At 39.6% G+C, this 13,240-nt stretch carries 12 protein-coding genes; 3 read left to right on the top strand and 9 right to left on the bottom strand.

Going from position 1 to position 13,240, the window contains the following annotated elements:
• The first annotated feature begins 57 nt into the window (after positions 1 to 57).
• Positions 58 to 969, top strand: a complete 912-nt coding sequence (locus QXW63_08835; protein ID MEM3461994.1) for a malate dehydrogenase — start codon at positions 58 to 60, stop codon at positions 967 to 969.
• A 166-nt stretch (positions 970 to 1,135) separates the two neighbouring features.
• On the opposite strand, the gene QXW63_08830 is transcribed toward QXW63_08835, so the two are convergent.
• Both QXW63_08830 and psmB read right to left on the bottom strand, forming a co-directional pair.
• Positions 1,136 to 3,070 carry a beta-CASP ribonuclease aCPSF1 gene (locus QXW63_08830; protein MEM3461993.1) on the bottom strand — a complete coding sequence of 645 codons (1,935 nt, stop codon included), beginning with the start codon at positions 3,068 to 3,070 and terminating at the stop codon, positions 1,136 to 1,138.
• Complete coding sequence (gene psmB, locus QXW63_08825; GenBank protein ID MEM3461992.1) at positions 3,067 to 3,705, bottom strand: archaeal proteasome endopeptidase complex subunit beta; 639 nt, start codon at positions 3,703 to 3,705, stop codon at positions 3,067 to 3,069. Before psmB ends, QXW63_08830 begins: the two co-directional genes overlap by 4 nt.
• Before the next feature lie 205 nt (positions 3,706 to 3,910).
• Here psmB and QXW63_08820 point away from each other — a divergent pair, with 205 nt between their 5' ends.
• Positions 3,911 to 4,966 carry an NAD(P)-dependent glycerol-1-phosphate dehydrogenase gene (locus QXW63_08820; protein MEM3461991.1) on the top strand — a complete coding sequence of 352 codons (1,056 nt, stop codon included), beginning with the start codon at positions 3,911 to 3,913 and terminating at the stop codon, positions 4,964 to 4,966.
• Positions 4,967 to 5,046: 80 nt separating this feature from the next.
• On the opposite strand, the gene QXW63_08815 is transcribed toward QXW63_08820, so the two are convergent.
• From QXW63_08815 to QXW63_08785, 7 genes are all read right to left on the bottom strand, one after another.
• Complete coding sequence (locus QXW63_08815; GenBank protein ID MEM3461990.1) at positions 5,047 to 6,132, bottom strand: glycosyltransferase family 4 protein; 1,086 nt, start codon at positions 6,130 to 6,132, stop codon at positions 5,047 to 5,049.
• A 35-nt stretch (positions 6,133 to 6,167) separates the two neighbouring features.
• Positions 6,168 to 7,364, bottom strand: coding sequence for a glycosyltransferase family 4 protein (locus tag QXW63_08810; GenBank protein ID MEM3461989.1), 1,197 nt, complete (start codon positions 7,362 to 7,364; stop codon positions 6,168 to 6,170).
• Entirely contained in the window at positions 7,365 to 7,613 is a 249-nt protein-coding gene (locus tag QXW63_08805) for a hypothetical protein (protein ID MEM3461988.1), read from the bottom strand.
• Positions 7,614 to 7,625: 12 nt separating this feature from the next.
• Positions 7,626 to 9,263 (bottom strand): glycosyltransferase family 39 protein, encoded by a 1,638-nt coding sequence (locus QXW63_08800; GenBank protein ID MEM3461987.1) that lies wholly within the window; start codon positions 9,261 to 9,263, stop codon positions 7,626 to 7,628.
• Positions 9,260 to 10,459 (bottom strand): glycosyltransferase, encoded by a 1,200-nt coding sequence (locus QXW63_08795; protein ID MEM3461986.1) that lies wholly within the window; start codon positions 10,457 to 10,459, stop codon positions 9,260 to 9,262. The genes QXW63_08800 and QXW63_08795 overlap by 4 nt, the downstream gene beginning before the upstream one ends.
• A 72-nt stretch (positions 10,460 to 10,531) precedes the next feature.
• A complete protein-coding gene (locus tag QXW63_08790; GenBank protein ID MEM3461985.1) occupies positions 10,532 to 11,290 on the bottom strand; it encodes a glycosyltransferase in 759 nt (252 codons plus the stop codon).
• Between the two features lie 261 nt (positions 11,291 to 11,551).
• Complete coding sequence (locus tag QXW63_08785) at positions 11,552 to 12,268, bottom strand: FKBP-type peptidyl-prolyl cis-trans isomerase (GenBank protein MEM3461984.1); 717 nt, start codon at positions 12,266 to 12,268, stop codon at positions 11,552 to 11,554.
• Between the two features lie 162 nt (positions 12,269 to 12,430).
• Here QXW63_08785 and QXW63_08780 point away from each other — a divergent pair, with 162 nt between their 5' ends.
• The gene (locus QXW63_08780; GenBank protein ID MEM3461983.1) at positions 12,431 to 13,204 is read left to right on the top strand and encodes a mechanosensitive ion channel; all 774 of its coding nucleotides are present in this window, start codon (positions 12,431 to 12,433) and stop codon (positions 13,202 to 13,204) included.
• The last annotated feature ends 36 nt before the right edge of the window (positions 13,205 to 13,240 follow it).

Raw genomic sequence — 13,240 nt, 5'->3', positions numbered from 1 at the left:
AGCGGACTGAAAAGTGCAGTTAAGTATATCTATTTAGAATTAGCTAATCGTTTTCGTATGATAACTATAATTGGCGCTGGAAAAGTAGGAAGCGCAGCAGCATTCAACATCTTAAGGTACAGAATAGGCGATGTTGTGTTAATTGACATTTTTGAGAATTTAGCTAAAGGCGAAGCATTAGACATGATGCAAACAGCACCAGCGATTGAGTTTGATGGGAAAATTGTGGGAACAAATGATTTCAGTGCAATGAAAGGCTCAGAAATTGTAATATTGGCAGCTGGTGAAGCGAGAAAACCGGGGATGACACGGATTGACCTTATGAACAAGAATGCGGCTATAGTTAAATCTGTAGTTAAGGAAATTGTGAAGTATGCGCCTGATTGTAAGTTGATGGTTGTCACGAATCCTGTTGACATTATGACTTATGTGGCTTACAAGGAGTCTGGTTTTGAAAGAAATCGGGTTTTTGGGATGGGAAACATTTTGGACACTCTGCGTTTCAGGTCTTACATTGCGACTGAGTTGAATGTTTCTAGGGAGGATGTTCGTGCTTTAGTTATAGGTGAGCATGGTGATTCTATGGTTCCGCTTGTTGAGTATGCTTCTGTTTCTGGGATACCTATAACGAAGTTGCTTAGGGAAGAACAGATTGAGAAAATAGTGAATTTAACGGTGAGTTCTGGCGCTGACGTGATAAAGTTGAAGGGATCGACAACTTATGCGCCAGCGGCAACAATCGCAATTATGGCTGATGCTATTCTCCGAGGCAGAAACAGAGTGATGAGTGTATCCACATACTTGCAGGGTGAATATGGATTTTCAGACGTTTCCATTGGTGTTCCTGTGGTTCTTGGCAGGAACGGCATAGAAAGAGTGCTAGAATTGGAATTGACGTCAGAAGTGAAAAGGCGTTTTGAAAACTCAGTGTTAACAATTAAAGAAGCCATAAAGAAACTGAATGGTTAGTAGAAGAAGATTATTTGCTCTCTGGAGTTTATACCCCCCCTTATTTATAGGTTCAACTTTCTTTTTAAATCAATAGTGAGGTTTACAATTGATAAGCGGCAAGGAAATCCATTGGAGTTGGGGCGTAAACTATCTTATTGAAGCTCAAAAATGATAACAAAAGCGTCTAGAGAAGTCTGAAAGTTTCCATGGTTGCCGGCACAAGCGTTTGTACTCCACAGTTTCTCTGGATGAAGTTTGCTATGCTGTGGCATTTTGCTCTTTCGCCGTGGCATATGACAACTCTTTCGGGTTTTGGCTTCAAATGAGTCACGTAGTTGATTATTTGTCGTCTATCCGAGTGCCCGGAAAAGCCTTCAATCGAGTCCACATGCAATCTAACTTTAACAACATCCATTTTTCCTTCAGCGCTCATCATAGTAGCTTCAGTTAAGCCCTTTTGCACTCTTCTTCCCAAAGTGCCTTCAATTTGGTAGCTAACGAAAACCACAGTGTTTCGTTCGTCGTCTGCTAAACTTTTGAAATATTCTATTACGGGTCCGCCTTCGAGCATTCCAGAAGTTGCCATAATAATGCACGGTTCACCTTCGATAATCTCTTGTCTAACATTCGGGTGCTCAACAACCGTAAAATAATCAGACTGGAAAGGATTAACTCCGTCATGAAGTATGCTATTGCGAACTTCTCTTCCCAAATATTCCGGATAAGCCGTGTGAATTGCTGTGGCTTCAGAAATCATGCCCTCGATGAACACGGGCGCCTCCTTCATCAAACCACGTCGCATATAACCATCGATAATAAGCATTATTTCTTGTGCTCTTCCAACTGCTGGCACTGGAATCAAAACTTTGCCTTTGTGCTCAAGAGTTTCATTTACAATCGCCGTCAAACGTTCTTCAGCTTCAACGCGTGAAGGCATGAAATCGTCTGGACCTCCGTAAGTGCTTTCGGTGATTATAGTTTCAACTCTTGGAAACTCTGATGTCGCCGCTTCCAAAAGCATCGTTCGGGCATACTTGTAGTCGCCAGTATAAACCACGTTATGCAAGCCTTCGCCTATATGCAAATGAACCATCGAAGAGCCTAAAATGTGACCAGCATTATGCAGAGTTAAACGAATGTCCGGAGCAATATCCGTAACGACGCCATACCGTAAAGGAATAGTATGCAGCACACATTCGCGAACATCCTTCTGGTCGTAAGGTGCCGTTATGCCTTGCTTGTTAGCCACGTCAAGATAGTCAAGTTGAAGAAGCGTCATAAGGTTCGAAGTCGGCGCAGAACAGTAAACTGGGCCGTCATACCCATACTTGTAAAGGAACGGAACCAAACCGCAATGGTCAAGATGTGCATGACTAACAACCACAGCATCCAAAGAATCAAGCTCAAACAACGGGTTATCAAGCCTCGGAAAAGCCTCAAAAGGCCTAGAAGAACCAGGATTAATGCCGCAGTCTAACAATACACTGCTTTCTCTTGTCTGAACCAGAAACGCTGACCGCCCAACCTCTTGAACTCCGCCGAGCGCCGTAACACGCACGTCACCAATTTCGTAAGTTTTAGGTCTAAAAATTCTCTCTCCAATCATCCGCAGTATTCTCTCTCTTTCCTTACTTTCAGAATGAAGGTAATGGCGCATGTGAGTTACTATTTTAGAACGTAATGGAGGGCTCCGCAAAACATGAGGCCGCCATTTTGTCCGCTTTATAATCTCTTGAAGAACTGCACCATTTTTTCCGATGACAAGTCCTGGCTTTTTCGCTTCAATTATTATTTCGCCGAGACTTGGGTCAAAGTTTATGTCTGTCACTTCAGCTTCCGGCGGAATTATTTCACGCACTGCACGCTCTGAATCTTTTTCTGGAAGCCTCACTGATGGGTCGGAACGTATGACTATCCTTTTTCTTATCACATTGACTATGTCCGCAACTAAGCTGCTTTGTTCGACTAAAATTTCTGGTTTTTTGGCGTAAACCGCCAGCGTTGACCCTTCATATTCGATTCTTGTTACTTCAGCCTCTTTCGGAACGTGCCCTAATATGTACTGGCTTATTTCTATTTTGTCTTTTTCAGAGTTTGGCGCCACTTTTAACTTCCTCAACTATGCAGAAGCTTCTTTTTCTCCTTGTCAAGCAACTCTCTATAGCCATTCCCGTCGATTACTGCAATGTTAAAGCTGTCTCCGCTTGCTGCATCACGCTTCATAGCAGAACTGACAGCCTTAACAATAACAGGCAAAAGCTCCTCAACAGACATGTCTTCCTTGTATTGGTCTTCAAGAACACCGTAAGCTATCGGCGAACCAGAACCAGTCGCAACACACTTTTCTTCAGTCAAGCTGCCAAAAGGGTCCAAAGAAAATACATGAGGCCCAGTGTCGTCTACACCGCCCACCAGAACTTGCGCCAGAAAAGGCACATACCTAGCAGAAAACAGAAGGTTCGCAATAATTCTCGCTGCAGAACTAACGGGAATTGGTCGGTTCATATTTATCTTATAAAGCTGCGCATTAGCCGTGACTATATCCACAGTTCTCTGCGCATCAGCCACTGAACCAGCAATAGTCATGCCTATATGATCGTCTATCTTGTATATTTTCTTCCCATGTTTATGAGCCACGTAGAAACCCATGGTTACCCGTGTGTCTGAAGCCAATATGACTCCGTCTTTGCAGACGACGCCTATGGTTGTGGTTCCTTTCATCACTAACCGCTTTTCCAAATCACTGTTTGTCATGTCGATTTTTCTCCCAAAACCTAAACACGTCAAGATTACTTCGCTAGGAAGTAGACACCATGTAATCACGCCATGGGATTTATTAATATTACGGTTCAAAAGATATAACAATATTATACCGCGAGAACCGTTGGATTTAAAAGGGTTCTGAGCATACACAGTAAAAGGGAATTATCGCAAAAAACACAGCTAAAATGTGATTGATTTGTCATTAAAACATCACCGCATGCAACTTCCAAGAGAAGTAATCGTTGGAAACGGAACCATAGAACACATCGGTGAAATCTCACGCAGGCTCGGATTTACCCAATCAGCACTAATAATCGCAGGTTCCAAAACTTACGGAATCGCTGGAAAAACAGTTAAGGAGCTCCTAGAAAAAGAGGGAATTGCAGTTGACGTTTTCCTCGTAGAATCAGCCACGGTTAAAGACGTAGAAACAGTAGAAGAAAAAATAAAAATTCTAAAACCTGAAGTCGTTTTCGGAGTGGGTGGCGGAACAAAAATCGACGTTGCAAAGTTGAGTTCTGCACGACAGAAAATTCCATTCATTAGCGTTCCAACAACCGCCTCACATGATGGAATTGCAAGCCCCCTCTCTTCTGTGAGGGGATACGAGAAACCCTACTCCATTATGGCTCAAGCACCCATAGCCATAGTAGCCGACACAAACATAATAATGCAAGCGCCATGGCGCTTTCTCATAAGCGGCTGCGGAGACATCATATCAAAATTCACCGCAGTTAGAGACTGGAAGCTAGCGCATGAAGAAAAAAACGAGTATTACGGAAGCTACGCTGCAAGCTTGGCTTTGATGAGTGCCAAACTCGTTATGGAAAACGCTGAGCAAATCAAACCTGATAACGAAGAAGGAGTGCGAGTAGTCATAGAAGCCCTAATAAGCTGCGGAGTTTCCATGAGCATCGCTGGAAGCAGCCGCCCCTGCAGCGGCTCAGAACACCTCTTTGCCCACGCCCTTGGCATGATCAAGCCAAACCATACCATGCACGGCGAAAGATGCGGTGTGGGAACAATTATGATGGCTTATCTGCATAGGACAAACTGGAAAAGAATAAGAGACACATTGAAGAAGCTGGGAGCGCCAACAAACGCAAACGAGCTAGACATAGAGAAAGAGGATGCTGTGAAAGCGTTAGAAATCGCTGCAACGATAAGACCGGAAAGATACACGATCCTCAACAAGCTGAACTTGAACAAGGAAACTTGTGAAAAACTCGCAAAGACAACGAATGTGATATAACAATACTTTCAGTATGCAATTGTTCTAGAACATACTTTCAGAATTGGACATATATGATTGACAAGAAACTTGCAGATTGCCTACATGTCTTTTAGGCATTTTTCATATAATGCCTTAAGTTTAGGTTTTATCACAGACACATCATATTCTCGCATTTTTTTCTTGCCTGCTTCGGACAGTTTCTTAGCAAGTTCTTTGTTAGTGAGCAGATTAATTATATGGTTCGCTAATGAAACATGGTCTGTTGGGGCATGGAATAAAGCGCACTCTTTGTAAATCTCCACCAGCGGCTCTAAACTGGATAAAACCAACGGCAAACCGGCAGCAGCAGCCTCTCCAGCAGACAATAACTGGCCTTCGGTGGTTGATGGAAGCGCAAAGACATCCGCAGCAGCATAAAATTTCCTCAGCTCATACTCATTTTTGTATCCGGCAAAAATCACTTGCCTTTCTAAGCTTAGACTAGTCACCATCTTTTTGAGACTCTCGTAATAGCTTATTTTTGTCTTTCTTGTTTTCACTACGCCCAATATTGTTGGAGGCTCAGAGCCAACGATTATTAATTTGCTTTTGGGCAGGGTCTGAGTTACTAATTTGAAGCCTTTTAGTAATGTCTCAAGATTTTTGCGTGGAACAAGGTTAGCTACTGTTAATACAAGCTCATTATCAATTTGAAAGCGTCTACGGATTTCATCGCATTCATCCTTTTTAAGGTTACTGAAAAAGTGAAAATCAATAGGATGCGGTATGATGTGTATTTTTTCCTTTTCAACATATGGGATAAACCAACCTGCCTCAAACTTGGTGAGGACAATAATAGCATTAGCTCTGCTGATCAAAGTAAGAATCAACTTAGTCAAGTTTCCGTTAAATTTATCTAAACGGTAAATGTGCGGAGTAAACACGTATTTTTTAATGAGTAACGGAGCAGTGCTAGAGGGTATCCACCCGAAACTATGTCCATGCACAATTAGTGGCTTCTGAGCAACAGTCGAGAGTAATAAGAAAAATGGGTCATCAAACCTACGCACTAGAACTTCGCTAACAGATTCCTGCTTCTTAGTTCTAACTGGTGTCCGCATACTATAAACACATGCTCGTAAACCCATCTCTTTGGCTACCAAAACTGGCAGTCTAAAATAGTCTTCGTTCTTCGGAGGGCTCAAACTTGCAGGAAACTCATATGCTAACTCAATAAAATCTATGCTAAACGTTGTGTATCCTCTCTCAACACGTCTTTATAGACTTCTAGAAGCCTTTGTGCATAACTCTTCCATGAAAACTTCTCTTGCAAGATAGTTTGAGCTTTTTCAACTTTAATTTTGGCTTCTTCTGGATTCTCATAAACGTGTAAGATTGCTTTTGCTAATTCAGCTGGTATTCTATTCTCTAAAACATAACCAGCCTTGTATTTTTCGAGAAATTCTGCCACGCCAGCCTCTTTTGAAACGATACTAATCGTACCAGAAGCTAGCGCTTCTATAGGCGTTAAACCGAAACTCTCAAGTGCAGATGGTAATAAATTGACGTTAGCAGCTTTGTAGGCATTCCTTAACTCATGTTCGTCCATATTTCCTGTAAAAAACACATTCTTTTCCAGATTCAAATCTACCACTAATTTCTTAAGCTTTAACAAATCAGGACCGCCACCTATCACTGCAAGACGTATGTTAGGGATTACATTTCGCAAAATCGCAATGGCTCTAATACTGATTTCTTGATTTTTTATAGGGATTAAATTGCCTACATGAATCGCCAAAAAAGAGTCTAACACATTGTATTTTTCTCTAAATACCCTACCATTTCCTTGCGCATAACACTCAAAATCAATTCCGGGAGTAATGATATACGGTTGTTTGCCATAACTGCGAGTGATTTCTCTTGCATGTAATGAAGATACTGTTACTATTGCGTTGACTTTTCTAGTTATTACGCGTTTATCAAAAGTTGTGAGTATCTTAAATAACTTATGTGGTAGTCCGTTTTTTTGGAAAATAGCTATCATCGGACCATAGACATCGAAGACGTTATGACATGTCCACACGACTTTAGCCCTATTTGGTGTCTTTACGAGACCGAAAACCCAATACGCAGGAAAATTATGCGGATTGAAAATATCGTAGTCATCTTTTATTGCATTTAAAGAAGAGCATAATTCTTTAAGTTCTAGAAATAATCTTTTTGCTGCACCGTGAATTGTCAAATTAAAATTGTATTTAATCTCTTTTGGAGGTAAAAGCAAGCGAATCTCTTTTTCTTTTCTGAGCGACTCTAACTCTAGTGATAGTGTTAGTATATCACATTTTACTCCAAGTTTGTTTAGCCACCGAGCAGATGAAATAATCACTCGTTCAGCTCCGCCTGAAAAAATGTGAGGGTTAATGAGCAAAACTCTCAATTAATTTGCCACCCATCTTTTTCGCAACTGCAAAAGTGAATTACGTCGTTCTTCGATTATAGAGTTTTTTTGAATAATTTCTCCTTCCATTTTGAAAACCGGGATATGCTCATCATAATGAGATGAATAATGCAAGAGTTCTTTGGCAAATCTGTAAACAAAGCTTTCTATCAGAATCAGTGCTATTAGTCCCTTGCTGGTGTTAATTCTACATATTTTAGTTGTTGCTCTTTTAGTCTCGGTTAACATGTCCGTTTCTCCTTAAAGCCGATTTATTTTCCATACTGCAAAAACCGGCGTATTATCTGGATAATAAATTATGTTCAGAAACGTAAAACGGAACAATGGAGATGAACTACTTTGGTTCGATATATTTCTGGTCACATATACAACTGTGTTTTTTCTATATTTTAACATAGACAAAGCGGTAGACAGATTACCGACGACTATTCTTTTGCTGGCAGAATGGTTATAAAAAGACAAGACTATATTAGCATACCACTTATCTGGTCGTGTCTCATTAAGAACGATACTATTGTTCCAAAGTTGGTTTTCTGTTAGATAATCGGAGAGAAGTTTATAGTCATAATCAAAGTAGTCATATGAAGACTCGTAGGTCATAACGTATGTAGGCAAATAATACACTGAAGGAACTATAAGAGAAATTAAGAATAAACTTTTCAACATTTTCACAGGAAACGACCTCTTAAACGCTCGTTTAGATATGTAACCATCATTAGAATTAAACAATACATGCCAAACTTTACTGATTACCAAACTAATTACAAGAATAAAAGCGGGCAACCCAACGATGTTTCTTGCTGCGTTCGGATTATCATAATATGCAAAGCCACTAGCAATAGCATAAGAAGCTACCCACCAAATTAAAAGAATCCATCGAAAACTAACAATTGGACGCTTAACTACTTTATATATCAACCATAAAAATCCCAAATAGACAAATATGCCATAAGTATTTAAGATTCCAGTCTTTCCAGCAGTACCAAAATAGTAAAGCCCGCTTTGTGTTATAAACTCACCCGAACCATTAAGCATTGAAAATGATTTGCCAGTAGAAATTACTAGAAAGTCCGGAGAAAGATGCAAGTATGCCCTTTTTACGACGCCCTCTACCACTTCGATTATGCCACTGTAATGCTGTATTGTTGTGTGCGTCTGAAATGAAAATTGTTCAGCCATAAAAAGGTAACTAATCAAAAAAGGCGATGCGAAAACCAAAAAAATCATAAAAAACAATAGCATGTTCCCTAATATTTTGCGCAATTTTGTTCGGTTATAAACAAGTCCAGCAAAAATTATTAACGGAAAAAATAAAGTGTCAAAAATAAGCGCCATAGCATGAGTATAAAGCGAAACTCCTACAACAATAAAAGCTGCAAACTTGAAACGGTCTTTACCCGTTTGAAAATAGAGCACAAGCAAGTAAACCGCTAACGCAACATAAAACGCGTAACTTACCACGCATACTACTCCATATCTGCTGAAATGAAGCGACCAAGGAATAACACTGGCTAATAAACCAGCTAAAATTCCAACTCTCTGCCCATACAACCTTCTTCCCAATGCCCAACAAACAACAACAAACAACACACCATACACAACCGATGGAACCCTCGTCCAAAACGCAGAAGGACCAGCAAAACCGTAAATGGAAATAGTTCCAGTAACTATGCTAATTAAAATCGATACCACAGGAAGACTTTTCTCGCCTTGAAAATATAGAAATGGAAAGTAAACGCTAGTAATCTCATCATAATACAACGAAAGAGGAATCACGCCTAACTGATAAAGACGTATAATTGACGCGAAGACAACTAAAAAAACCACGAAAACATATGGCGATTTATAATTAACTGGAAACGCAGATTCAAACTTCATTTTTGTGATACCACTTCTCGATAAAGCTCACATGTCTTTCTAGCAACATCACTCCACAATCGCTTCATCTTAAATTCTTCAGAACATCTTAAAACTTTTGATTGAAACTCAGCATCTCCAAAAAATCTATCTATTTTGCCCGCAAGCTCTTTAGGATCATTCTTAAACACAGCCTCTCTGAAAAAAATCACCTCGCTAAACATGTCACTAATTAGAAATGGTTTTCCATAAGAAGCAGCAAGAGCAAGTGGACCACTAGAATGCATGCTAATTTTATAGGGAAAAACTATCAAATCTGCCGCAGAAAAATACAATGGAATCTCTCCTTCTGAAATGAAACCTTTGAATAAAATACGGTCTTTAGATATCTCCGAAGCCTTCTCATGCAAACTTGAGACATAGCTAAGATACTCACGATCACCATTCAATCTAGGATGCAGACCCCCAGCTATAATCAAGACCCAATTGGATGTTTTCAAAAATTTAGCACTTTCAATTAGTAACTCCACGTTTTTGTAACCAGCAATATAACCGAAGAATAAAATCAAGTTCTTTCCGCTTAAGCCCAAGTTTCTTTTCGCTTCGTCCTTCTCAATTAAATCAGATCCTTCCTCAACGCCATGATGAATGACAAAGATTTTACGAGGAGGACATCGATATTCACTTTTTAACGTTTCTTTAGAGCTTTCTTCATGTACAATAATTGCAGTTGAGAGAAACACTATAATTTTTACAAGTAAGGTCAATCCAATTTTCATTACAAAGGGTCTACCTCTTATCCAGTTTTCCTTTAGAAAACGTTCATCAATTTTAGATAATGGAATCACTCCATGCAACGTAACCACCACGGGCTTCCGAAGTAACCTAATCAAAAAAAGCAAAAATGGAAAAATTATCGCCGAACCAAATCCACCATAAAGGTATATTTCATGCTGTATATGCACAACATCTACATTCTTGCGCAATAACTGCTTAAAAATTTGAAACGGATAAAAAACGCCCTTATTCCAACATCTATAAACTTTTTCACCTTCCCCATAATAATCAGTCGTGTGGGGTATCTTATCTGCAAAAACATCTACTTGGCAATTTTCTAGTAAAGAAACAACCAAGTTCTTCGTGTATGATGCAACACCACTATGTTTTGAGTGTTTTAACCTCGATGGAGGATAAACTGAAATTACACCTACTTTCATACTTTGTATGCTCCAAGTGAGCAAGTGCTAAGATTATATCAAATATCAATTATTGAATATTGCTAATAGCATCTATCCTGACCCATAAAGATAAGAAAACCTGTGCTGATACCACTTTGCAATTCTGAGTCTATACGCAATACCGAGCAAATCAACAAGCATGTGCCAACACTCCTTAAGGCTGAACAGTTTGCTAATCTTTAGCTTCACAGGCAATTCAATAACTCTCAAACCGAAAATTTTGGCAAGAGCCAGCAGCTCTACATCAAAAGCATAACGTTTAACGCTTAAACACTTAAAAACCTCAACTAAAGATTCTTGCTTAACAGCTTTTATTCCAGTTTGAGTGTCACTAACTTTAACGCCTGTTAATAGTCTAACCAGAAGATTAAAAACACGGCTTAACACTTTCCGAATGAGGGGCATAGTCACGACGGAATTAGGATGCCATTTGGAACCAACAACAATATCACTATTTTCCAAAGCCTTAACGTAACGTCTGATTTGTCCAATATCTATGTCCAAATCACTGTCAATAAAAACAACAGCGCCTCCGGATGCGCGCCAAAAACCAGTTTTAACTGCAAACCCTTTCCCAATATTTTTGTTATATCCAATGACTCTGACATGCCCATTTCTAGACGCGTATTTTAAAGCTCGCAAACGAGTATCATCAACACTGCCGTCATCAACAACAACCACTTCATAACGAAAACCATGACCATTAATCGTGGAGTCTAATCTTTCCAAAGCGTTTTCTATAACTTCGCTTTCGTTATAGGCGGGTAAAACGAATGAGACAGCGGTTTTAGCTCCAAACGCTTCTACCATGAGACCACCCTTTCAGAATGCGCTATTTGCAGAAAAAAATATGCCATACAACTAGCTTTAATCCATAAATAATCTTTGAAAGAAGTGGTCCTAACCTCATTAATTATGTAAACATCTCTAGCCATCATCTTTGAATCCCTAAATTACTTCATCTACCACATTAAGCAGATATTACCAATGTGTTGAAGGTAAAGAGGATAAAAAACTTTCTATAAGTTGTCTCAACGCGTAACACTATACTTACTAGTTTTACTATGGAACCTACTGTGATTTCTTTTCTGTTTGAGTTTTAGGTTCAGCTTTAAAGGTTTCTGTGAATTTGATGGTGGTTATTTTTGGGAAGAATTTCTGTATGTCCATGGCTATGCCTCTTTTTGCCACTTGAATCCCCTCTAAATAGAAAGATTCTTCAGGCATTTCTATACTGACTGCTTTTTCCTTAACCGAGAATTTGAATTTGGCTTGTTCCACGCCTGGTATTCGGCGATGAATAAGCGCGGCTATTTTCTCTTCTGTTGTCTCAAGTTTCTTTTTGATGGAAACTTCGTATATGAGAGTTTTTCCTGCCAAAGGAGGGTTGAAATCTAGTAGAGCTCTTCCGGCTCCTATTGCGCGTATGGTAGCCATCTTTCCGTCGTGTTCGATGCGCATTCCAAGACTTGGAGTTATTCCTTTGTCGGCTAAGTGTTTCAAGGATATTCTTTTGACTTTCTCGGAATCTCTGGCTCCGAAAGCCTTTTCCGGTGGAATTTCCACGGTTGTAGGTTTGTTTATTTCCATTGTTGCTAGGCTTTCGTCTAAGGCTTTGAGAACCCAACTTTCACCGATTACGACTAATTTTGGTTCGTAAATTTCACCTTCTTTATATAGACGTTCCTTCTTGGCGGTTTCTTCAATGGTTGTGTCAAAAACTTCGCCTGTTTCCTTAACCTTAGCCGTGTAATCTATTAGTATGAAGTCTCCTTTCTGCAAAGCCATAACTTTTCATCCTCTAACGTAATGCCAATGTAAGTTTCTAACATCAATAAAAACTTTCGCTAACAAAAACTTCCTCTTTGATTTTCCAAGCGTAAAATCAGATAAACTTAAGTTTAGATTTTGGTCTAACTGTTCCTTATTAATATAGGAAGTTTAAAGCTGATGGCTTTCGACATCTTTGCTGAATATCCATATTTGATTACTGTAATATGGGTAATTGTTATAGCCGTTGTGGCTGCCGTTTTGGAGCGTTTAATCACAAGGTGGCTGAGGCGGCTCATAAAGCGAACTGAAATGCCTCCAGAAGTTGGAAATGGACTAGTCTTAACTGGGCGGCTCATAATACTTGTCGGAGCGACTGTGGCGCTTCTGCATCTCGGAGGAGTCCCAGCAGATGTAATAGTTAGTTTTTCAGCTCTTAGTGGGGCCGCGGTTGGTTTTGCTTCTACGCGCACGATTGGAAACCTAATAGCGGGTCTGTTTATCCTGGTCACTAGGCCATTCCGCGTAGGTGATTATGTTCGCATAGACGGTGTTGAAGGCATAGTGCAAGAAATAACGTTGAACTACGCAAAAATTCTAACGCCAACAAATAGTGTTGCTTCTATAAGCACTCTAAGAATTTTGGACAAGGATATCATAAATTTTCGTTTTAGAGAAGAGGAATCAAAATTATTTTGTTACGGATTTGAGTTAACTTTTGATCATAGTTTGCCTACAGAAAAACTTGAAAAAATCTTAGACGCCGTTGTTGAGCGTTATGTTGAAAGGTTGCCTAGAAAGCCAGAATATCAATCGACGAAGTTAACGAGTTTTGCTAGACATTACATGTTTTACATTTACGTTGAAGACCCTAAAGATATTTTCATGCTTTATCCGCAACTTGTTAAGGAAATAACGCAGGCATGGGATAGTGCTAGAGCCCAAAGGCAATAATAGCTTTCTCATCTTCTAATCTTATATACTTCAATT

The organism is Candidatus Bathyarchaeia archaeon, assembly GCA_038873195.1.
Classification (GTDB): Archaea; Thermoproteota; Bathyarchaeia; order Bathyarchaeales; family Bathycorpusculaceae; genus DSLH01.
This window is presented reverse-complemented; position numbering and strand designations above follow the sequence as displayed.